Origin of the sequence: Streptomyces sp. NPDC051051, from assembly GCF_040682975.1 — a bacterium.
In the GTDB taxonomy this organism is placed as follows: Bacteria; Actinomycetota; Actinomycetes; order Streptomycetales; family Streptomycetaceae; genus Streptomyces.
The window spans coordinates 89,767-110,336 of sequence record NZ_JBFBCB010000025.1; the positions used below are offsets into that span (position 1 = coordinate 89,767).

At 72.2% G+C, this 20,570-nt stretch carries 18 protein-coding genes and 3 pseudogenes; 13 read left to right on the forward strand and 8 right to left on the reverse strand.

Annotated elements, in window-relative coordinates; genetic code table 11:
• Window positions 1-83: 83 nt before the first annotated feature.
• From AB0N31_RS20305 to hutH, 5 genes are all read left to right on the forward strand, one after another.
• On the forward strand, window positions 84-956 hold the full coding sequence (locus tag AB0N31_RS20305) for a biotin--[acetyl-CoA-carboxylase] ligase (RefSeq protein WP_366059754.1): 873 nt from the start codon (window positions 84-86) through the stop codon (window positions 954-956).
• Between the two features lie 199 nt (window positions 957-1,155).
• Window positions 1,156-2,283 carry an adenylate/guanylate cyclase domain-containing protein gene (locus AB0N31_RS20310; protein WP_366059755.1) on the forward strand — a complete coding sequence of 376 codons (1,128 nt, stop codon included), beginning with the start codon at window positions 1,156-1,158 and terminating at the stop codon, window positions 2,281-2,283.
• 1,190 nt (window positions 2,284-3,473) lie between these two features.
• Complete coding sequence (locus AB0N31_RS20315; protein ID WP_366059756.1) at window positions 3,474-4,274, forward strand: enoyl-CoA hydratase-related protein; 801 nt, start codon at window positions 3,474-3,476, stop codon at window positions 4,272-4,274.
• A gap of 80 nt (window positions 4,275-4,354) precedes the next feature.
• A complete protein-coding gene (locus AB0N31_RS20320) occupies window positions 4,355-5,497 on the forward strand; it encodes a GGDEF domain-containing protein (protein ID WP_366059757.1) in 1,143 nt (380 codons plus the stop codon).
• 127 nt (window positions 5,498-5,624) lie between these two features.
• Window positions 5,625-7,163, forward strand: a complete 1,539-nt coding sequence (hutH, locus tag AB0N31_RS20325; protein ID WP_366059779.1) for a histidine ammonia-lyase — start codon at window positions 5,625-5,627, stop codon at window positions 7,161-7,163.
• A 58-nt stretch (window positions 7,164-7,221) separates the two neighbouring features.
• On the opposite strand, the gene AB0N31_RS20330 is transcribed toward hutH, so the two are convergent.
• Entirely contained in the window at window positions 7,222-8,010 is a 789-nt protein-coding gene (locus tag AB0N31_RS20330) for a hypothetical protein (RefSeq protein WP_366059758.1), read from the reverse strand.
• A 42-nt stretch (window positions 8,011-8,052) separates the two neighbouring features.
• Entirely contained in the window at window positions 8,053-8,388 is a 336-nt protein-coding gene (locus AB0N31_RS20335; RefSeq protein ID WP_366059759.1) for an LAETG motif-containing sortase-dependent surface protein, read from the reverse strand.
• 109 nt (window positions 8,389-8,497) lie between these two features.
• Here AB0N31_RS20335 and AB0N31_RS20340 point away from each other — a divergent pair, with 109 nt between their 5' ends.
• The 4 genes from AB0N31_RS20340 (at window position 8,498) to AB0N31_RS20355 (ending at window position 12,667) form a co-directional block, all read left to right on the forward strand.
• A complete protein-coding gene (locus tag AB0N31_RS20340; protein ID WP_366059760.1) occupies window positions 8,498-8,875 on the forward strand; it encodes a hypothetical protein in 378 nt (125 codons plus the stop codon).
• Window positions 8,876-9,111: 236 nt separating this feature from the next.
• Window positions 9,112-10,359, forward strand: a complete 1,248-nt coding sequence (locus AB0N31_RS20345) for an Ig-like domain-containing protein (RefSeq protein ID WP_366059761.1) — start codon at window positions 9,112-9,114, stop codon at window positions 10,357-10,359.
• Window positions 10,360-10,494: 135 nt separating this feature from the next.
• A complete protein-coding gene (locus AB0N31_RS20350; protein ID WP_366059762.1) occupies window positions 10,495-11,946 on the forward strand; it encodes an ABC transporter permease in 1,452 nt (483 codons plus the stop codon).
• A gap of 37 nt (window positions 11,947-11,983) precedes the next feature.
• On the forward strand, window positions 11,984-12,667 hold the full coding sequence (locus tag AB0N31_RS20355) for an ABC transporter ATP-binding protein (protein WP_366059763.1): 684 nt from the start codon (window positions 11,984-11,986) through the stop codon (window positions 12,665-12,667).
• 123 nt (window positions 12,668-12,790) lie between these two features.
• Here AB0N31_RS20355 and AB0N31_RS20360 read toward each other — a convergent pair whose 3' ends face one another.
• Window positions 12,791-13,705 (reverse strand): helix-turn-helix transcriptional regulator, encoded by a 915-nt coding sequence (locus AB0N31_RS20360; RefSeq protein ID WP_366059764.1) that lies wholly within the window; start codon window positions 13,703-13,705, stop codon window positions 12,791-12,793.
• 168 nt (window positions 13,706-13,873) lie between these two features.
• On the opposite strand from AB0N31_RS20360, the gene AB0N31_RS20365 reads away from it, so the two are divergent.
• Window positions 13,874-14,914, forward strand: coding sequence for an NAD(P)-dependent alcohol dehydrogenase (locus AB0N31_RS20365; RefSeq protein WP_366059765.1), 1,041 nt, complete (start codon window positions 13,874-13,876; stop codon window positions 14,912-14,914).
• Between the two features lie 172 nt (window positions 14,915-15,086).
• Here the strand turns inward: AB0N31_RS20365 and AB0N31_RS20370 are convergent, their stop codons facing one another.
• Complete coding sequence (locus AB0N31_RS20370) at window positions 15,087-15,827, reverse strand: Type 1 glutamine amidotransferase-like domain-containing protein (protein ID WP_366059766.1); 741 nt, start codon at window positions 15,825-15,827, stop codon at window positions 15,087-15,089.
• Window positions 15,828-16,207: 380 nt separating this feature from the next.
• On the opposite strand from AB0N31_RS20370, the gene AB0N31_RS20375 reads away from it, so the two are divergent.
• Window positions 16,208-16,939 (forward strand): hypothetical protein, encoded by a 732-nt coding sequence (locus AB0N31_RS20375; RefSeq protein WP_366059767.1) that lies wholly within the window; start codon window positions 16,208-16,210, stop codon window positions 16,937-16,939.
• Window positions 16,940-16,999: 60 nt separating this feature from the next.
• On the opposite strand, the pseudogene AB0N31_RS20380 reads toward AB0N31_RS20375, so the two are convergent.
• Window positions 17,000-17,520, reverse strand: a pseudogene (locus AB0N31_RS20380) (DUF4291 domain-containing protein).
• Window positions 17,521-17,574: 54 nt separating this feature from the next.
• On the opposite strand from AB0N31_RS20380, the gene AB0N31_RS20385 reads away from it, so the two are divergent.
• Window positions 17,575-18,696 (forward strand): hypothetical protein, encoded by a 1,122-nt coding sequence (locus AB0N31_RS20385; protein WP_366059768.1) that lies wholly within the window; start codon window positions 17,575-17,577, stop codon window positions 18,694-18,696.
• Between the two features lie 100 nt (window positions 18,697-18,796).
• Here AB0N31_RS20385 and AB0N31_RS20390 read toward each other — a convergent pair whose 3' ends face one another.
• From AB0N31_RS20390 to msrA, 3 genes and pseudogenes are all read right to left on the reverse strand, one after another.
• A complete protein-coding gene (locus AB0N31_RS20390) occupies window positions 18,797-19,468 on the reverse strand; it encodes a hypothetical protein (RefSeq protein ID WP_366059780.1) in 672 nt (223 codons plus the stop codon).
• An 87-nt stretch (window positions 19,469-19,555) separates the two neighbouring features.
• Window positions 19,556-19,720, reverse strand: a pseudogene (locus AB0N31_RS20395) (DUF4291 family protein); the annotation flags it as partial.
• A gap of 40 nt (window positions 19,721-19,760) precedes the next feature.
• Window positions 19,761-20,435 carry a peptide-methionine (S)-S-oxide reductase MsrA gene (msrA, locus tag AB0N31_RS20400; protein WP_366059769.1) on the reverse strand — a complete coding sequence of 225 codons (675 nt, stop codon included), beginning with the start codon at window positions 20,433-20,435 and terminating at the stop codon, window positions 19,761-19,763.
• A gap of 40 nt (window positions 20,436-20,475) precedes the next feature.
• On the opposite strand from msrA, the pseudogene AB0N31_RS20405 reads away from it, so the two are divergent.
• Window positions 20,476-20,570, forward strand: a pseudogene (locus AB0N31_RS20405) (beta-propeller fold lactonase family protein); the annotation flags it as partial.

The window sequence follows — 20,570 nt, forward strand, 5'->3', positions numbered from 1 at the left end:
AGGGGGGACGGTTACTCATTCGTAGAGTAGTGGCGGCCCCACCGATCGGCAGTGCGGCATTTACCACACCTAGGGTGGCTTGCATGACGCCGCGAGATGCAGCAGGAAATCCCGGAGACAGCAGCCGGTGGTCCGATCTGGACCGTCCGCCCCTCAACGCCGTCGCGCTGCGGCGCGGACTCCTCCGCGAGGGCGGGCTGTGGACGGCGGTCGACATCGTGCCCCGCACCGGGTCCACCAACTCCGACCTGGTCGCGCTCGCCGCCGCCGGGAAGGCCGACGAGGGCACCGTCCTGGTGGCGGAGGAGCAGACCTCCGGCCGGGGGCGGCTGGACCGGCGCTGGACGGCGCCCCCGCGGTCGGGGCTCTTCTTCTCCGTACTGCTGCGGCCGGCCGAGGTGCCGGTGGCGCGCTGGGGCTGGCTGCCGCTGCTGACCGGCGTCGCGGTCGCCACCGGCCTGTCCCGGGCGGCGGGCGTCGACACGGCGCTGAAGTGGCCCAACGACCTGTTGGTGACCGTCGGCGGCCAGGAGCGCAAGGCCGGGGGGATCCTGGCGGAGCGGGCCGGGACGGACGGGGTCGTGGTGGGCGTCGGCATCAACGTCACCCTGCGGGCCGGGGAGCTGCCGGTGCCGCAGGCGGGGTCGCTGGCGCTGGCCGGGGCGGTGAGCACGGACCGCGATCCGCTGCTGCGGGCGGTGCTGCGTTCGCTGGAGGAGTGGTACGGGCGGTGGCGGCGGGCCGGCGGGGACCCGTCCCTGTCCGGGCTGCAGGAGGCGTACGCGGCGGGGTGCGCGACGCTGGGGCGGACCGTGCGGGCGGAGCTGCCCGGGGAGCGCTCGGTGGTGGGGGAGGCCATGGCCGTGGACGGGGACGGGCGGCTGGTCATCGCCACGGGGGAAGGGGTGCGGGAGCCGGTGGGCGCGGGCGACATCGTGCACCTGCGGCCGGCGTGAGCCGTGCCCGGGCGGCCTCGTCCCGGATTCCTCCGAGGGGACGGCCCCGGACGGACCGGGACACCCGGCCGTCGCCGGCCGACCGACCCGGTCCGTGGCGGGACGGGCCGCCTCTCCGAACGGAGTGAGCTGGCGCACACCTGCCGTAGAGTTGGGGCCGGTCGAAACCTGACCGCGATAGATCGGAAGGGCAGCAGGCGTGAGCGTCGACGACACGGGCTCCGACGAGGGCGCGGACGGCCGGGTTGACGTGCCGGCCGCCGACCCCGGCGACGACCCTCTCGCCCTGCGCCTCGAGCAGCTCATCCTCGGCGCCGAGCGCCGCTACACCCCCTTCCAGGCGGCCCGCAGCGCCGGTGTCTCCATGGAGCTGGCCTCCCGCTTCTGGCGGGCCATGGGCTTCGCCGACATCGGGCAGGCCAAGGCGCTCACCGAGGCCGACGTGCTGGCCCTGCGCCGTCTCGCCGGTCTCGTCGAGGCGGGGCTGCTGAGCGAGGCCATGGCGGTGCAGGTCGCGCGGTCCACCGGGCAGACCACCGCCCGGTTGGCGGAGTGGCAGATCGATTCCTTCCTGGAGGGGCTGACCGAGCCGCCCGAGCCGGGGATGACCCGCACCGAGGTGACGTATCCGATCGTCGAGCTGCTGCTGCCCGAACTGGAGGAGTTCCTCGTCTACGTGTGGCGCCGGCAGCTCGCCGCCTCGGCGGGGCGGGTCGTGCAGGCCGCGGACGACGAGGAGATGGTCGACCGCCGGCTCGCGGTCGGCTTCGCCGACCTCGTCGGCTTCACGCGGCTGACCCGCCGCATGGAGGAGGAGGAGCTCGGCGAACTGGTCGAGGCCTTCGAGACCACCGCCGCCGACCTGGTCGCGGCCCGCGGCGGACGGCTGATCAAGACCCTCGGCGACGAGGTGCTGTACGCGGCCGACGACGCCGGCACCGCCGCCGACATCGCGCTGCTGCTCGTCGAGACGATGAGCAACGACCCGACGATGCCCGAACTGCGGGTCGGCATGGCCTTCGGCACGGTGACCACCCGGATGGGCGATGTCTTCGGCACGACGGTCAACCTGGCCTCCCGGCTGACGTCGATAGCGCCCCGGGACGCCGTGCTCGTGGACAGCGCCTTCGCCGAGGAACTGGTCCGCACCGGCGACGCGCCCGCCTCGGAGGCGGCGGCCGCCGAGGCCGCGGCCGCCGCCGAGAAGGAGGGCGAGGAGCCGCCCGGGTACCGGTTCGCGCTCCAGCCGATGTGGCAGCGGCCCGTGCGCGGGCTCGGCGTGGTCGAGCCCTGGCTGCTCACGCGGCGCAACGGCGGCGGCGCGTAGGCCCGGCCCCGCGGATCGAGTCGGGTGAACCGGCGGATCGAGCCGGAGGAACCGGCGGCGCCTTCCGGCCCGGGTGAGCGGGGCCCGGTACGTCCGGCTGCGCGGCGGACGAGCCCGCCGTCGCGGTGGGGCCCCCGCGCGGACGCGACCGGGCGTGGGGGAGCGGGCGACCGAGGACGGCGCCGCTGGGGCACCTGTCCGGAGGAGGCGTGCCGGACCCCGCGTCCCCGGCACGAGCCGGCGGACCGGCTCCGGGTTCCGCGTCTCCGGTACGACCTGCCGGACCGGCTCCGGTCCCGCTCCTCGGTTCAGTCCGCCGGACCGGTCAGTGTGTCCACGCAGAGTCCGACGACCGGCAGGCAGAGTCCGGGACCGCCCGTCGGCCCGGGAGGCGGCGGGACGGTGGCCGGGCCGGGCGCCGTGGGCCCGGAAGGCCCGGAATCGCGGGGCGGCCGGGGGGTCGCGCTCCGGGAGGACGTGGGTGCCGGTGTGCGCGGGCGCGCCCCGGCCGGTGGCGTCGTGCGCGGGCCGTAGGGGGCGCTGGGGGCGTGGACCGCGGAGGTCGGGGAGGCGGCGGGGGCCGCGGGGGAGGCGGGGGAGGCGCCCATCGGGACGGGGGCGGTGGGCGTCGGGCCGGGTGCCGGGGAGACCGTGACGGCCGCGCCGGCCGGGTGGCCCGTGGCCGTCTCCGGCCTGGTGTCCGCGGTGGGCTGGAGCCGGGGCCCGGCCTCGGCGGTGTCCACACCGGAGTCCGAGCCCGGCCGCAGCAGACTCAGGGCCCCCACCGCCAGCGCGAACCCGCCCGCGGCGAACAGCGCCTTCCGGGGCCGGGGCCGGCGATGCCGTCCGCGGGGGCGGCGGGGCGGCCCGAGGCGGGTCTCCGCCGCCTCCGCCGCCTCCGCGGCCTCCCCGGCACAGTCCGCTCTCGCGCTTGCGGTCCGGGTCCTCACCGGTGTGGTCGTCATCGCGTGCCCTTCCCGATGTCGTCGCGCCCCCTCTGCGCCGTGGCGGACGCACGTTATGCGCTCCCTTGGGCGGTGCGGGCGGAGTCGGGCGGGATGTCACTCGAACGGGTGGGCGGGGGCCGAGCGCGACGCGGGAGGGACGAGGCCGGGCCTTTTCCCGGCGCGGCGCGGCTGCGATGATCGGGCGAGCCAGGTCTGTTAACCCGCGTTAACCCGGAGGATGTCATGGGCGAGGAACGGTTCGGGGAGTTCGTGCTGGTGCGGCGGCACGGTGACGGGCATGTCGCGGAGCTGGCCCTGGACCGGCCCAAGGCCATGAACGCCGTGTCGACCGAGATGGCCCGGTCCGTCGGGGCCGCCTGCGCGGCACTGGGCGACGACCGGGACGTACGGGTGGTCGTGCTCACCTCGACGCACGAGCGGGCCTTCTGCGTCGGGGCCGACCTCAAGGAGCGCAACTCCTTCTCCGACGCCGAACTGGTGCGGCAGCGGCCGGTCGCGCGGGGGGCGTACACCGGTGTGCTGGAGCTGCCCGTGCCGACGGTCGCGGCGGTGCACGGGTTCGCGCTGGGCGGCGGTTTCGAGCTGGCGCTGGCCTGCGATGTGATCGTGGCCGACCGGACGGCCGTGGTGGGGCTGCCCGAGGTGTCGGTCGGGGTGATCCCGGGCGGTGGCGGGACCCAGCTGCTCCCCCGCCGGGTGGGCGCGGCCCGCGCGGCCGAGCTGATCTTCTCCGCGCGGCGGGTCGAGGCCGCCGAGGCGCGGGAGCTGGGGCTGGTGGACGTCCTGGTGGACGAGGGGCGCGACCGGGAGGAGGCGCTGGCGCTGGGGGAGCGCATCGGGGCGAACTCGCCGGTGGGGCTGCGGGCGGCCAAGCGGGCCCTGCGGCTGGGGCAGGGGCTGGACCTGCGGGCGGGGCTGGAGGTGGAGGACGCGGCCTGGCGGACGGTGGCCTTCTCGGGGGACCGGGCCGAGGGCGTCGCGGCCTTCAACGAGAAGCGGAAGCCGCAGTGGCCGGGGGAGTGAACCGGTCCGGGGAGGCGGGGCCGTCACTCGCGGCATCGCCCCGAGTCCCCTTTGTCATCGAATATCCCTAGCCTGGGGAGATGGGTGAGGACAGACGCCTCGCGGCCGTGGTGGCGCTGGCGCAGGGGATGGCGGCGGCGCGCACGCCCCGCGAGTCGTGGCGCGCCGCGGCTCTCGGCGCCTGCCGGGCGCTGGCCGGCGGCTTCGCCGCGCTGTCGGTCTGGGAGCGCGACCTCGGGCGGCTGCGCGTCCTCGTGAACGTGGGGGACCGGGCGCCGGACGAGGACGAGTTCCCGGACCACGAGGCCTATCCGGTGCACCGGTTCCCGGAGATCACCGAGTTCCTGCACGAACGCTGGATGGCGGGCGGCGAGCCCGACGCCTGGGTGGAGACGGCCCAGGGGCCGGCCGCCGGCCGCCCCGGCTACTGCCACCAGCGTGTCGCCGCCCTGCGCCGGCGTGGGCGCGGCTCCTGCGTGGTCGCGCCGATCGTGCTGCACGGCAGGGCGTGGGGCGAGCTGTACGTGGCCCGCTCCTCCGGCACCCCCGTCTTCGACCGCGGCGACGCCGACTTCGCGACCGTCCTGGCGGCCGTGGTCGCGGCCGGGCTCGCGCAGACCGAGCGGCTGGAGGAGGCCCGCCGGCTCGCCTTCACGGACGCCCTGACCGGCCTGGCCAACCGCCGCGCCGTCGACGTACGCCTGGAGGAGGCGGTGGAGCGGCACCGGACGCACGGGGACGTGGTCAGTCTCGTCGTGTGCGATCTCAACGGGCTCAAGCGGGTGAACGACACCTGCGGGCACGCCGTCGGCGACCGGCTCCTGGAACGGTTCGGGTCCGTGCTGTCGCTGTGCGGGGCGATGCTGCCCGGCGGGCTGGCCGCCCGGCTCGGCGGGGACGAGTTCTGCCTGCTCGCCGTCGGCCCGGCCGCCGACGACGTGGTGAAGGTCGCCGACGAACTGTGCCGCCGGGCTGCCGAGTTGGAGCTGGGCGAGGGCGTGGCCTGCGGGGTCGCCTCCACCGGGGACCCGATCGGGCCGGTACGGTCGGCCCGCCGTCTCTTCCGGCTCGCGGACGCGGCCCAGTACCGTGCCAAGGCCGTCCGGGCCGCCCGGCCGGTCGTCGCGGGGCGGCAGGGGCCCGACGACCCGGTGGTCCGCCTCGCCGACGAGCCGCCGCACGGCCCGGCCGGGGAGCGGCGGCGTTTCCGCGGGCGGCACTGAGCGGCCGCGACGCAGCGGTGAACGGCTGCGGCACGTCGCCGAGCGGCTGTGACGCACCGGTAAGGGGCGAAGCCCGCCCCCACTGGTGACATCTTCATCTTCACTGCGTACGCTCCTGAATATGGATATGCACACTGTGGTGGTGGGGACGTCCGGCGTGACCGCGTCCGACGTGCTCGCCGTGGCGCGCGACGGCGCCCGGGTCGAGCTTTCCGAGCAGGCGGTGGCGGCCCTCGCCGCGGCACGCGGGATCGTCGAGGCGCTGGCGGCCAAGCCCGAGCCCGTCTACGGCGTCTCCACCGGGTTCGGCGCCCTCGCCACCCGGCACATCAGCCCGGAACTCCGCGGCCGTCTCCAGCGCAACATCGTCCGCTCGCACGCCGCCGGCATGGGACCGCGCGTCGAGCGGGAGGTCGTCCGCGCCCTGATGTTCCTGCGCCTGAAGACCGTCTGCTCCGGACACACCGGCGTACGGCCCGAGGTCGCGCAGACCATGGCCGACCTCCTCAACGCCGGCATCACCCCGGTCGTCCACGAGTACGGCTCCCTCGGCTGCTCGGGCGACCTCGCCCCGCTCTCCCACTGCGCCCTCACCCTCATGGGCGAGGGGGACGCCGAGGGCCCGGACGGGACCGTACGGCCCGCCGGCGAACTGCTCGCCGAGCACGGCATCGCCCCCGTCGAACTGCGCGAGAAGGAGGGCCTGGCCCTCCTCAACGGCACCGACGGCATGCTCGGCATGCTGATCATGGCCCTCGCCGACCTGGACCGCCTCTACAAGTCCGCCGACGTCACGGCCGCCTTGACGCTGGAGGCACTCCTCGGCACCGACCGGGTCCTCGCGCCCGAGCTGCACGCCATCCGCCCGCACCCCGGTCAGGGCGACTCCGCCGCCAACATGCTGGCCGTGCTGGCCGGTTCGGAGCTGACCGGGCACCACCAGGACGACGCGCCCCGCGTCCAGGACGCCTACTCCGTGCGCTGCGCCCCGCAGGTCGCCGGAGCCGGACGGGACACCATGGCCCACGCCCGCCTCGTCGCCGAACGGGAGTTGGCCTCCGCCGTCGACAACCCGGTCGTCCTGGCCGACGGCCGCGTGGAGTCCAACGGCAACTTCCACGGCGCCCCGGTGGCCTACGTCCTCGACTTCCTCGCCATCGCCGCCGCCGACCTCGCGTCGATCGCCGAGCGCCGCACCGACCGGCTGCTGGACAAGAACCGCAGCCACGGCCTGCCGCCCTTCCTCGCCGACGACGCCGGTGTCGACTCGGGCCTGATGATCGCCCAGTACACGCAGGCCGCGCTGGTCGGCGAGTTGAAGCGGCTGGCCGTGCCCGCCTCCGCCGACTCCATCCCGTCCTCCGCGATGCAGGAGGACCACGTCTCCATGGGCTGGTCGGCGGCCCGCAAGCTGCGCACCGCCGTCGACAACCTCACGCGCGTCCTCGCCGTCGAGCTGTACGCCGCCACCCGCGCCGTCGAGCTGCGCGAGGGGCTGACGCCGGCGCCCGCGACCCGCGCGGTCCTCGCCGCCGTACGCGGGGCGGGAGTCCAGGGCCCGGGACCGGACCGCTTCCTCGCCCCCGACCTCGCCGCGGCCGACGCCGTCGTGCGCGACGGACGGCTGGTCGCGGCCGTGGAGACGGTGACGGGGCCGCTCCGCTAGACGGCACGAGAGGGCCCTGCCGCAGGCGCGTGCGCACCTGCGGCAGGGCCCGGTGCGCCTACTTGAGCTTGGCGACCTGCGCCTGGGAGACGGCGGCCGGGACCTCGGAATCCCCGCCCTTGGCCAGCGCGCCGAGGTTGATGCCGTAGAACGTGGCGACCGTGCTGCCGCTGCGCACCACCTCGACCTGGAAGTTGGCCGTACCCTCGCCGTCCATGTCGGCGACCACGGTGAAGGCCGCGGACTCCTCGCCGAGCCCCGAGGCCTTGGCCGAGGTGACCTTGGTGGCCTTCTGGGTCTCGCTGTCGGCCGTCATGCTGAACCCGCCGGAGCAGGCCGTGACGCTGTCGGTGACGGCCTTCATGGCCTTCTCGGCCCCGTCGCCCTCGTAGGACGAGAGACCGACGAGCGTGGTGGTGACGTTGAAGGCGTCCTCGATGTCCGACTCGCTGATGTCCTCCGGCGACTTGGTGCTCGCCTGGGCCGACTTGTCCTCCGTGACGGTGTTCCGCGCGCTCACATCCGTGTCACCCGGCGGGAGGGCGGAAATGGCGTAGACGAGCGGCTCGCACGCGGCCTTGTCGACCTTCACCGCGCTCTTGGACTTCGGCAGACTGGCGTCGCCCGCGTCGACCTTGTAGCCCTTGACCTCGCCCTGGGCGAGCAACAGCTTCTCCAGCTCGGCCGCGGTCAGCGCCTTCGCGGCCGGGGCCGAGGAACCGGAACCCTTCGAGGCTCCCTTGGAGTCCTTCTTCGACCCCTCGTCCGAGCAGCCCGTGATGAGGACGAGCGACAGTGCGCCGACAGCGGCCGTGGCGCACAGCCGCGCCCCCGATGATCTCTTCATGAGCGGACTATGAAGGTCGGGTCAAGTAAGCGTCAAATCAATTCAGAAACCCAGACGTTCCCGGCGCACGGAATAGACCACGAAACCGGCGCCGAGGGCGAGCAGGGTCGTCCCGCCCGCGATGTACGGGGTGGTGTCGAAGCTTCCGGTGTCGGCGAGGCGGGCGCCGTCGGAGAGGTCGCCGGTGAGAGCGGTGTCGGTGAGAGCGGTGCCGGTGATGTCCGTGGACGCGGCCCGCGCCTGGGTGGTGACCTGCGTCGTCACGGCCGTTCTGGTGGGCTCGTCCTGGGTCGCCTGGGCGTTCGGGACGAACCACAGGGCACCCAGCAGGGTTCCCGCGGCGGTGGCGGTCAGCAACGGACGGCGAGCGGATGACACGGAATATCGATCCCCTTGTGGCGCTGGCGAATTGGCCGTGTGCCCCGATGCTAATGAACGGCGTGGGTCGCGGGAAAGCCGCGGGCGCCGTTAGCCGTACGCTCCGGGGGTGACTACCGAAAAGACATCCCATTTTGTCCGCCTTCGTCTTGAACTCGTCCTGGAGATCGACGACGAGGGCGCCCTGACCGCGGCCGCGCTGCGACGACTCGCGGAGGAGGCCGCGGACCCGGAGGTTCCGGAGAGTGAGCGCGCGCAGGCCGAGAGTGCTGTGACGGAAGACACGGCCGAGGCCCTCGCCTGCCTCGTGGACCCGTTCGACCTGGTCGGTGAGATCCCCGGCGTCGAACTCCAGCAGGCCTCCTGGTCCACCGAGCCCGTCGAGTACGACCCCGATGCGCCGGACTGGGACCTCGACGAGGATGATGACGACCACGACGGCGCGGCGGACGCCGGGGAGGACGGCCGCGCGGGCGGCATCGGCTGAGCGTCTCGGGGAATTCGTGACCCCGGGGGGCAACCGCCGCCCGGGGTTTCGTCGTCTCAGGGGACGCACTGACCGACACCCGCAACCAGGGGCCCCGGGGGGACCGAGCGCCCGCGGACGTGGTGTGGCCCACACATCAGGCATATGTGGAACGGGACGAACCGGTCGTAGCGTTGAAGGTCTTGACGGGGACTCCCGGGGGTTACCGGGAATCGGCGACGATGGAGAAGCGTGTGATGACGGACGGTAGGCGGCGCAGGGGTCTCATGACCGCGTCCGCACTGCTCGGTGGTGTTCTGGTGCTCTCTGCGTGCTCGAGCGGCGACAGTGACGCGGCCGACGGCGGAGGCGGATCCTCACAGGCCCAGGCCGACGAGGCGGCGGCCCAGAAGTCCTCCGAGGCCCAGATCAAGATCACACCTGCGGACGGCTCGAACAACGCCTCCATCAACAACTCCGCGACCGTCACCGTGAGCAAGGGCACGCTCACCGAGGTGACGATGACCGCGGCCGACGGCAGCACGGTCGCGGGCGAGCTGTCCGCCGACAAGACCAGCTGGAAGCCCAGCGGGCAGCTGGAGCGCTCGACCACCTACAAGCTGGCGGCGACCGCGAAGGACTCCAAGGGCCTGGAGGCCCACGAGAACTCCTCCTTCACCACGGTCTCCCCCGACAACAGCTTCATAGGCAACTTCACGCCGGAGGACGGCTCGACCGTCGGCGTGGGCATGCCGGTCTCCATCAACTTCAACAAGGAGATCACCAACAAGGCCGCCGTCCAGAAGGGCATCACGGTCAACACCACCAGCGGTCAGGAAGTCGCCTGCCACTGGTTCAGCACCACCCGCATGGACTGCCGGCCCGAGGACTACTGGCAGGAGAACTCCACCGTCACGCTGAAGCTCGCGCTCGACGGGGTCGAGGGTGCCGACGGGGTCTTCGGCGTCCAGCAGAAGACCGTCACCTTCAAGATCGGCCGCAACCAGGTCACGTACGTCGACGCGAAGACCAAGCAGATGAAGGTCACGCAGGACGGCAAGACCGTGCGGACCATCCCGATCTCGGCCGGCTCGCCCGACAACAAGACGTACGAGGGCCAGATGGTGATCTCCGAGAAGTTCAAGGAGACCCGGATGAACGGCGCGACGGTCGGCTTCACCGACGACGACGGCAAGGGCGAGTACGACATCAAGGACGTGCCGCACGCCATGCGCCTGACCAACTCCGGCACCTTCGTGCACGGCAACTACTGGGGCGCGAAGTCCATCTTCGGCTCGGTGAACACCAGCCACGGCTGCGTCGGCCTGTCCGACACCAAGGGCGCCGACGACCCGAACACCCCGGGCGCCTGGTTCTTCAACAGCTCGATCGTCGGTGACGTGATCGTCGTCCAGAACACCGGCGACAAGACCGTCTCGCCGGACAACGGCCTCAACGGCTGGAACATGGACTGGGCGCAGTGGAAGGCCGGTTCGGCCGCCTGACGCACATCCCGCCCACAGTCCACCGGTGCCGCCCCCAGGGGCGGCACCGGTGTTTCCGGGGCCGGGCACAGCCTTCTCATGCTTCTCTTATGTCAGCCTTACGCCTTCATCACGGTCCGTACCTAGCTTGCGGCCATGTTCTTCACCTACCTGAGGCGCGAACTGCGCCGCCGCAGAAAAGCGGCCCTCGTCGTCGCCTCCGGACTGGCCCTGGGCATCGCGCTGGTCATCGTCGTCACCTCCGTGTCCGCCGGCATGGGGAAGGCCCAGGACAAGGTCCTCCAGTCCCTCTACGGCCTGGGCACGGACATGACGGTCACCAAGGCGGCCGAGCCCACCGCCAACACCTCCGAACGTCCGCGGTTCCGGTTCGACGCGCAGGACGGCGACTCCGACACCGAGCAGAGCAGCGACCGCGTCATGGTCCAGGGCTTCCAGACCCTGTCGGCCGCCACCGTCACCGAGGTCGGCAAGCAGAGCGGCGTCTCCGACGCCGTCGGCGGACTGAGCCTGACGGTCATCAAGGTCAACGGCCAGTTCACCCGCGGCCAGTTCCAGCAGGGCGAGGGTGCCGGGCCGGGCGGACCCGGCGGCGGCAACGGCCAGCCGCAGGGCGAGGTCCAGGGCGGCGGCGCCGACTTCGACGTCGACAACTACTCCGTCTACGGAACCGACGTCACCGAGCCCGCGCTCGGCCCGCTGACCTCCTCCGAGATCACCAGCGGCCGTACCTTCAAGACCACCGAGGCGAACGCGAAGGTCGCCGTCGTGGACTCGGCCTACGCCAAGGAGAAGAAGCTCAAGGCCGGTTCGACGGTCACCATCAAGAGCGTCGAGTTCAGCGTCATCGGCATCGCCACCGCCGACAGCGGGGAGTCCGCCGCCAACGTCTACATCCCGCTGACGCAGGCTCAGACGCTCAGCGAATCCAAGGACAAGGTCACCACGATCTACGTCCAGGCGACCGATTCGCAGAAGATCGACAGCGTCAAGTCCGCGATCCAGAAGAACGTCTCGGGCACGACGGTGACGACCTCCGCGGACCTCGCCGACACCGTCTCCGGCTCCCTCTCCACGGCCTCCTCGCTCGCCACCAGCGTCGGCAAGTGGCTGTCCATCGCGGTCCTCCTCGCCGCGTTCCTGGTCGCCGGACTCCTCACCTCTTCCGCGGTGTCCCGGCGCGTGCGCGAGTTCGGCACGCTCAAGGCGCTCGGCTGGAAGTCCGGCCGGGTCACCCGGCAGGTCGTCGGCGAGGCCATGGTCAACGGCCTCCTCGGCGGCGCGCTGGGCATCGCGCTGGGCCTCGGCGGCGCCTACGTCGTGACCGCCGTCAGCCCCACCCTCCAGGCCGAGACGGGCGGCTCCGTCGGCGGCGGCCAGGGCGGTCCCGGTGGCGGCGGCTTCGGCGGTCCGGGCCGGCAGGCCGCGGCCCGCACCCTCGACGTGGCGCTGACGGCGCCGGTGAGCGTCACGACGGTGGCCGTCGCGGTCGGACTCGCCGTCGCCGGCGGTCTGATCGCGGGGGCGTTCGGTGGCTGGCGGGCGTCCCGGCTGCGGCCGGCCGACGCGCTGCGACGCGTCGAGTAGCCAACCCACCCCACCCATCCCAGGAGTTGTTGCCCCCATGTACGAACTCAGAGGCGTCACCAAGCGCTACACCCGCGGCAAGGACACCGTCCACGCCCTCGACGGGGTCGACCTGACCATCCCGGACGGCGACCGGCTCGTCATCCAGGGCCCCACCGGAGGCGGCAAGTCCACCCTCCTGCAGATGCTCGGCGGCCTCGACCGGCCCAGCGCGGGCGAGGTCGTCCTCGACGGCACCGACCTGGCCGCACTGTCCGAGGCCAGACTGACGAAGGTGCGCAGCGAGAACATCGGCTTCGTCTTCCAGGCCTTCAACCTCATCCCGACGCTCACCGCGCAGGAGAACGTCGAGACCGCCCTCGTCCCGCTCGGCGTGAAGGGCGGGGAGCGGCGCGAACGGGCCGCCGAGGCCCTGCGGTCCGTCGGCCTCGGCGAGCGGCTCGGACACCTCCCCGGCGAGATGTCCGGCGGCCAGCAGCAGCGCGTCGCCATCGCCCGCGCGCTGGTGAAGCAGCCCAAGGTACTGCTCGCCGACGAGCCCACCGGCAACCTCGACGAGGGCATGCGCGACGAGATCATGGACGTACTGCACACCATGTGGAAGGAGCACGGCCTGACCTTCATCATGGTCACCCACGACTCCACCATCGCGAAGAGGGCCCCGCGCGTGGCCACCATCCGCAAGGGGAGGATCACCGTCAAGGAGAACGCCGTCTCCTGACGCGGTACGGCGCCCCCGCGACACGACGCGCCGGGCGAACGGCCCCCGGAACACCGGCTTCCGGCGGGCCGTCCGCGCCGGCTCAGGAAGGCACGGGCGTCGTCACACCGATCACGGGCGTCGTCACACCGACGACGGGGAGCCCGCCCCCACCCGGCTCGCGTCCGTCCCCCAGCTCGCCAGCAGCCGCAGCGCCTCCGCCGAGGGCGACCCCGGCTCCGCGTGATACGTCACCATCGTCTGCTCACTCTCCCCGAGCAGCCGGAACCCCTCGAAGTTCAGGGACAGCTCACCCACCAGGGGATGGTGCAGCAGCTTCACGCCGTAGGCCTTGTCCTTGACGTCGTGGGTCGCCCACAGCCGCCGGAAGTCGTCGCTCTTCACCGACAGCTCACCCACCAGGGCCGACAGCCGCGGGTCGTCCGGATGGCAGCCGGCGTCCATCCGCAGCGCGCACACGATGTCGATCGCCTTCTGCTCCCAGTCCACGAACAGATCGCGGTAGTCGGGCCGCAGGAACACCAGCCGCGCCCAGTTCCGCTCGGCGACCGGCAGCTCGCCCCAGTCCCCGAACACGGCCGCCGCCATCCGGTTCCAGGCGAGGATCTCCGACCGCCGCCCGATCACGTACGCGGGCACCCCGTCCATCTGGTCCAGCAGCTCCCGCAGCGCCGGCCGCACCTGCCGGCCCCGCGCCGCCGGCTTCTTCTTGTGCCGCTTCGGCTTGGCGAGATGGGTCAGGTGCGCATGCTCGGCATCGGTCAGCCGCAACGCGCGGGCGATCGAATCCAGCACCTCCGCGGACACGTTCCGCCCGTTGCCCTGCTCCAGGCGCGTGTAGTACGCCACCGACACCCCGGCCAGCTGCGCCAGCTCCTCGCGCCGCAGCCCCGGCACCCGGCGGTGCCGCCCGAAGTCGGGCAGCCCCACGTCCCCCGGCTTCAGCCGGGCGCGCCGGGTGCGCAGGAACTCGCTGAGTTCGGCACGCCGGTCCAGACGCCCGCCGGGCTGCGGTACGGCATCGGCCTGTTCGTCCATGCGTCCAGTATTCACGGTCGTACGCAGGCGAACCTGACCCCGCCAGTGGTAGGCACGGCGGACGTAGGCACAGGTGAGGCCTGGGTGGACGCCGCGATACGGGGCAGGCTGGACGCCATGCCCGGTCCGAAGGCCGACCGGGCGTACGACTGCTAGGAGAACCCCGGCATGACCACTGTTGCCGCGTACGCCGCACCCTCCGCCAAGGCTCCGCTGGAGCGCACGACGATCGAGCGACGGGAGGTCCGCGAGTTCGACGTCCTGATCGACATCAAGTTCGCCGGCATCTGCCACTCCGACATCCACCAGGCCCGCGAGGGCTGGGGCGAGGCCATCTTCCCGATGGTGCCCGGCCACGAGATCGCGGGCGTCGTCTCCGAGGTCGGCCCCGGTGTGACCAGGTTCGCCGTCGGCGACCGCGTGGGCGTCGGCTGCCTCGTCGACTCCTGCCGTGAGTGCGACAACTGCAAGGCCGGCCTGGAGCAGTACTGCACCGGCGGCAGCGTCGGCACGTACAACGCCGTCGGCAAGGACGGCGAGCCCACCTACGGCGGCTACTCGGAGAAGATCGTCGTCGACGAGAACTTCGTCGTCCGCATCCCCGACGGCCTCGCCCTCGACGTGGCCGCCCCGCTGCTCTGCGCCGGCATCACCACCTACTCCCCGCTGAAGCACTGGAACGCCGGCCCCGGCAAGAAGGTCGCCGTCCTCGGCATGGGCGGCCTCGGCCACATGGGCGTCAAGATCGCACACGCCCTCGGCGCCGAGGTGACGGTGCTCTCCCAGTCGCTGCGCAAGAAGGACGACGGCCTGAAGCTGGGCGCCGACCACTACTACGCCACCAGCGACCCGGAGACCTTCGAGGAGCTGGCCGGCACCTTCGACCTGATCCTGTCCACCGTCTCCGCCCCGCTCGACCTGGACGCCTACCTGGCCCTGCTGCGCACGGACGGCGCCTTCGTCAACGTCGGCGCCCCCGAGGAGCCCGTCGCGCTCAACCTGTTCTCGGTGATCGGCGGCCGCAAGACCCTCGCCGGCTCCGGGATCGGCGGCATCCAGGAGACCCAGGAGATGCTGGACTTCTGCGCCGAGCACGGCTTCGGCGCCGAGATCGAGCTGATCAGCGCCTCCGAGATCAACGAGGCGTACGAGCGGGTGCTGGCCAGCGACGTCCGCTACCGCTTCGTGATCGACACGGCGACCATCTGACGTCCCACGTCACCTTCGACGGGTCCCCGGCCGCACGCGGCGTCGGGGACCCTCGTCGTACGTCGTCCACCCGCCCGGCGACGACCACGGCGGGGTACGGGCAGGCGAGCACGGCCGGACCGGGACACGGGCCGCCGGCGGGCAGGGCCCGACCGGGAGGGCCCGGCCGGCCTCAGCCCGCGGAGAAGGACTCACCGGCGCCGTACGACCGCACGAGCGCGCCGCCGGCCGGCGCGGGCCGTACGGAGTGGGCGCGGCCGAGTCCCGCGACCCGCGCCCGTCCGCCCGCCACCCGCACCACGGTGTTCTCGTCGACGGCGACCCCGTGCGCGAGCCGCCCGCCCGCCACGACCGCGGCCAGCCGCGCCAGCGTCCCCCACTGCGCCGCGTGCACGTCCACCCCGAACGGCACCAGCCCCAGTCCGGGCCGCACCTCGATCTCCTCCAGGTCCTCCGCGGTGTCCGGCGGACACACCGCCACCCCGTCCGCCAGCCAGCCCCCGACCACCGCGTCCCGCGCCGCGATCGCGGCTCCCGCGGAGTAGCCGGCGTACGGCACACCCCGCTCGGCGAGCAGCGCGGGCAGCGCGTCGCGGCTGCCGGCGAACGCCTCCTGGTAGGCCGGTGTCAGCCCGCCGCACACCAGCAGTGCGTCCACGTCCGCCGCCAGCGCCCCCGGCTCGAACGGCTCCCCGAGCGGCAGCAGCAGTGGCACCGGGGCGCAGTCGCCGGCCTTGCGCAGCAGGGTGTCGTAGCGGGCGAACAGGTCGGCGCCGTCGCCCTCGTCGACGAGGACGCACAGCACCCGGGGCGCGGCCGCGGAGGCGGCGCGCAGGAAGGGGCCGTAGACGGCGCCGGCGGCCGACTCGTCCCGCCCCCCACCGATCAGGAACACGTCACTGCTGCCATTCATGCGGATCTCCCCTGGGTCGGTACGGACGACGTGGATGGATGCGGACGCAGCCGTGGTCGAACCGACTGCCTGCGCAGTAACTCACGAACGAGCGGCCGTGTGCCGCCGCATTTCTTTGAGCCCCCTGCCGGGTGCGGGTCACGGGTTCAGCAGCCGCCGGGGGCGGATGGAGAGCCGGTCGGGGTGGCGGGCGCGCAGGCGGTCCGGTTCGGCGGACGTGGTGAGGACGGCATGCGCGCCGCCGTCGCGGGGAGCGTGCGCCGGGTGAGTGAAACGCGTGGTGCCGACGGGTGACCCCCCTGCGAACGTCGGGCCTCGCCTCCCGGCATTACCCGATAGGAAGCACGAGCCGTGTCGCCGAGTGAGGGATTGGCCCGACCATGTTCAAGAAGACCGCGCTGCGGATCGCTTCCGCCACTGCGCTTGTTGTCACCTCGTTGTCCTTCGTTCCCTCGGCCGCCGCATCGGCGGACCCGTTCCCGGGGACCCCCGAGCAGATCCGCGACACCGGGCCCTGCGGCCCGACCGGCGGGTACCGGCCGTCGGAGTGGGCGCAGACCACGACGGACCGCACGATCAAGCCTCAGGTGGACCTCGCCGCGGTGCGCGAGGGCTGGTACTGGCGGCACGACGACAACACACTGTGGCGGGGAGACACCCGGCCGGACCCGCAGGTGATCTTCCGGAGCGGTTTCACCCCGCTGGGTACGGACCTCACGCCGCTGTCGAAGTGGATCACCGGGGGCGGCGGCCAGAACAGTGCGCACGTGAGCACCAGTTGTGACCGGTGGGTGGCGCAGGGATTCGCCACCGGGGGTGGGAAGGACGGCTGGGTGTACGCCATCCAGGCCCCCGGCGGGATCGACGTGAACGCCACCGCCCGGATGACCGGCATCCAGTCGCCGTACCTGTGGAACAAGGAGATCGACTTCCCGGGCGGGGTACAGGGCAGGTTCATCGAAGGGGCGTGCCAGTACCACTGGGCCGGCCTCGACCCCCAGACGAACGCCAGCATCTACCAGAACCTCGGCTGCGTGACGAACCCCGACTTCCGCCCCGTCGGGGGTACGCGGGCGCGGGCGGCCCTGACCGCTCCGTCCCACTCACGCTGACGCCGACACTTCGACTGTGCTGCGGCAACCGGGGCGGCTCGGCCCGACGGTGCGGGCACGTCACCCGCACAGACCGGCCAGGAGTTCGTCCGGGGCAGGGCAGGGGCGTTCGGGCGGGAGGAGTCGGGCCGCAGAGTCCGGGTCGCCACCGCTGACGAGTGCGTGGATCTCGTGGGCGAGCGGGGTCACGTCGCGGACGGCGACCGTCACGCGTCCGCGTAGCGCCGTGCGGCCTCCCCTGCGAGGCCGAGTTGCAGCGACCGGTACGGCAGGGGCCGCAGGTGCAGGTCCCGCTCGGGATCCCACTGCACGCGAGCGGGCGCGCGCTTCAGCTGAAGCTGCCAGGTGGCACGATCGGCGTGCACTCCGTGCACATGGCTCGACAGACAGGCGTGCCGCAGCGCCCAGTCGAAGCCGTCGCGGGTGATCTCGACGGCGAGGACCTTCTCCTGCCCGGCCTCGGCGCCCCAGCCGCAGCGGTACATCATCCACAGGAACGATGGCTTGATCCAGGTCAAGCCGCACTGACAAACCTCACCGAGCTGCGGGCAGCCAACCGCACACGCAGCGGAAGGAGCCATCCGACCGTCCTGGAAGATGTGCGCATGGTTGATCACTCTTCCGCGATACCTCTCATGTCACTTCTGAACGACATGCAGGCGTTTGGGCTCGCCGGTGACGCGGCGACCCGGGACGACTACACCTTCGGCAGCGCCACCGCCGTCATCGGCGACGTCGGGACAGTGATCATCGTGGAAGCGGGGGACGCGCTCGACAGGAGCAGCGTGTGGAACGCCGAGGAGGTCCGTCTCCTCGGGCCGGCACCGACGCCGGTCGGGCAAAGGCTTGTGGATCAGCTTTGGGAGCGGGGTACAGCCGACATGAGGCTGCCTGTCCATCTGACTGCCCGGGTACGGGAAGGCCTCGTGTACCTCGGCACCGGCAGCGTGGCCCGGGCGGGAACGAAACTGTGCCCGGGTCATACCGAGCACGTTCTCACCGACTGCGCCTTCCGGCTTGACACCCCCTTGAGCAGGCTCGGCCTGGACCTTGTGCGCCCTCCCCTCCCTCCGCCGGCTCTCCCGGGCCTGGAGTGGCTGAGCAACGTGAACGGCGACAGAGCGACCGCGCTCGAACAGTTCATCACCGGCTGGCATCCCGTGGTGTCTGAGGCTCCCGAACAACCATCGGTACAGGCACCCACACTCGATCTGCCGGAGGGACTGAGGCACTTCTACGACCTGGCTCGGCGCCACCCGGCTTCCCTCGGAGTGCAGAACCGGATCATCCCCGCATCCAAGCTCCGGGTGGATCCGAATGAGATGATCGTCTTCGGCGAGGAGAACCAGGGAGGGTTCGTCTGGTCACTGCCGCAGACACCGGACGGCCCAGAAGCCGATCCGACCGTCTGGTTCCGGGGGTACGACGAACCTCCGATCGCCGAGCAGGAGCCGCTCAGCGGCTTCCTCCTCCAGTTCGCCCTCTTCGAAGCCGCAATGGGCGCCGACTATCTGGCGCTCCCCTACGAACCGACGGGGCAACAGGTCCGGCTGCTCACCAAAGGATTGCACCGCGTGCCCCTGCGTCCCTTCTGCCCCTGGTACCCCACCCAGTTCTATGTGGCCCCGGGGCTCGTCCTGCACGTCTCGGGGTCAGCAGACGATGACAGCTTCAGCGTCTGGGCCGGCGCCACCCACCGCAGCGCTCTCGCCCCGCTGGCCAATGCCGCGGTCGAGTGGAACCAGTTCGACGTGTGATCTCGCTTCGTCCCATCGCTGCCCGCAAGACACGTATGCCGACAGATTGCAGAGCGTATTGCCGGAGGGGTCCCACGACTTGATGCGCAGGCCGGCTCGGTCAGGCTCCGGTGCTACCGAAGAGGGTGTCGTCCGGCCTACGTGTCCACAAGGAAAGGTCGCTGCTCGTCGCCACGGCGATGGTCTGTCCGGAGGGCGAGAAGCCCGCTGTGCGGAATGTGGAGTAGTTCGAGTGGAAGATGTGCCACCACTGCTCTCCGTGCGGACCGGCGTGGGGCAGCCCGCCGTCGCTGGACAGTAGGACACGGTCGTTCGGCCAGGCCGGCGTGACGACCTCCAGAGTCCAGCCGTCCCCGGTGGTGGTGTGCAGCCCTCCGCCGAAGAGCCCCGCAATGCGCACGCGGCTCCCGGCAATTGGTCCCAGCCCTGGGCACGACAGGTCTGCAACCGCGTCGGGGGTGCTGTCCTCGGGGTCGGGATCGCGGTCCCTGGCGATCTTCTCCCCGGTGACGGCGTCGAAGAGACCGTGACCGCCGGAGGAGACGACCATCACCAGATCGTGGCCGCTGTCGGGATGCGTCGCGAAACCGATCCCGAGCAGTCCGCCGACAGCGACGCCGTATGTGTACTCGAAGACGGGCCGCCAGGGTTCAGGAGCGGGCACCACGGGGGCCGCGAGAAGCCGGTTCCGCATCGCCTGCTGGTACGCCGAGAGCTCGGGCTCATGCTCCGACTGTTCGGCCGGAGCCGCCTTCTTCGTCCACTTCGTCACGGCTCCATGATCCACGCTTCGGCGGGCCCACCCAACGGAGTTGACGCAACCCAGCACTCGAGCCCGTGCCCTTGCAATCTGTGAACGCGGCTTGATGACCCAGGTCATCCGGTCCCGCTTCCACGCGGCGGGGAAGCGGCCGTCGCGGGCGGCGGGTACGCCGATCTCCGGCGGGTACGCCTGGCAGACGGTGACCGTGGACTCCGTGTGGACGGCGCGGATCCGGCGTCGCGGTTCTTCCCTGCCGTACAGCGTGTGGCCGCCCGGTCCGGGCGGCCACCGATTCAAGGACTCAGCCCTCGACCTCGGCGAGACCGATCGGGCACGACAGCCCGGTGCCGCCGAGGCCGCAGTAGCCGTTCGGGTTCTTGGCGTCGGAGAGGTACTGCTGGTGGTAGCTCTCCGCCGGGTAGAACGTCCGGTCCCGCGCCGGGAGGATCTCCGTGGTGATCGTGGGGTGGCCCGCCGCTGTGAGGACCTGCTGGTAGGCATCGCGGGAGGCCTCGGCCGCGGCGGACTGGGCGGGGGTGTGGGTGTAGATCGCGGAGCGGTACTGGGTCCCGACGTCGTTGCCCTGGCGGAAGCCCTGGGTGGGGTCGTGGGACTCCCAGAACGTCTTCAGGAGGGTCTCGTAGGAGATGACGTCCGGGTCGAAGACCACGCGGACCACCTCGGTGTGGCCGGTCAGGCCCGAGCAGACCTCCTCGTACGTGGGGTTCTCGGTGTGGCCGCCCTGGTAGCCGACCAGCGTCGTCCACACACCCGACGGGAGCTGCCAGAACTTGCGCTCCGCGCCCCAGAAACAGCCCAGGCCGAAGTCGGCGGTCTCCAGACCCTCGGGGTGGGGGTCGAGCAGCGGGGTGCCGAGGACGGTGTGGCGGTCGGGGACGGAGAAGGCCGGCTCGGTACGGCCGGGCAGAGCCTGCTCGGGGGTCGGGAGCTGGGGCTTGCGGCTGTGCAGGAACATGCGGTCTCCAATCAGGGTCCGGGCATGTCAACGCTTGTGGCAGGTCCAGGCCGACCCGAGCGGACGCCGGCTGGTCAGCGTGGACCTCGGGACGGACTCGGTGCGGGTGTGCGCCCTGCGCGACGGCAGGCCGGT

Coding starts and splice junctions, on each gene's coding strand:
- AB0N31_RS20350 (WP_366059762.1), top strand. CDS start 10,495: ATGTTCTTCACCTACCTGAGGCGCGAACTGCGCCGCCGCAGAAAAGCG.
- AB0N31_RS20330 (WP_366059758.1), bottom strand. CDS start 8,010: ATGAAGAGATCATCGGGGGCGCGGCTGTGCGCCACGGCCGCTGTCGGC.
- AB0N31_RS20315 (WP_366059756.1), top strand. CDS start 3,474: ATGGGCGAGGAACGGTTCGGGGAGTTCGTGCTGGTGCGGCGGCACGGT.
- AB0N31_RS20355 (WP_366059763.1), top strand. CDS start 11,984: ATGTACGAACTCAGAGGCGTCACCAAGCGCTACACCCGCGGCAAGGAC.
- AB0N31_RS20320 (WP_366059757.1), top strand. CDS start 4,355: ATGGGTGAGGACAGACGCCTCGCGGCCGTGGTGGCGCTGGCGCAGGGG.
- AB0N31_RS20360 (WP_366059764.1), bottom strand. CDS start 13,705: ATGGACGAACAGGCCGATGCCGTACCGCAGCCCGGCGGGCGTCTGGAC.
- AB0N31_RS20365 (WP_366059765.1), top strand. CDS start 13,874: ATGACCACTGTTGCCGCGTACGCCGCACCCTCCGCCAAGGCTCCGCTG.
- msrA (WP_366059769.1), bottom strand. CDS start 20,435: ATGTTCCTGCACAGCCGCAAGCCCCAGCTCCCGACCCCCGAGCAGGCT.
- hutH (WP_366059779.1), top strand. CDS start 5,625: ATGCACACTGTGGTGGTGGGGACGTCCGGCGTGACCGCGTCCGACGTG.
- AB0N31_RS20345 (WP_366059761.1), top strand. CDS start 9,112: ATGACGGACGGTAGGCGGCGCAGGGGTCTCATGACCGCGTCCGCACTG.
- AB0N31_RS20305 (WP_366059754.1), top strand. CDS start 84: ATGACGCCGCGAGATGCAGCAGGAAATCCCGGAGACAGCAGCCGGTGG.
- AB0N31_RS20370 (WP_366059766.1), bottom strand. CDS start 15,827: ATGAATGGCAGCAGTGACGTGTTCCTGATCGGTGGGGGGCGGGACGAG.
- AB0N31_RS20375 (WP_366059767.1), top strand. CDS start 16,208: ATGTTCAAGAAGACCGCGCTGCGGATCGCTTCCGCCACTGCGCTTGTT.
- AB0N31_RS20385 (WP_366059768.1), top strand. CDS start 17,575: ATGTCACTTCTGAACGACATGCAGGCGTTTGGGCTCGCCGGTGACGCG.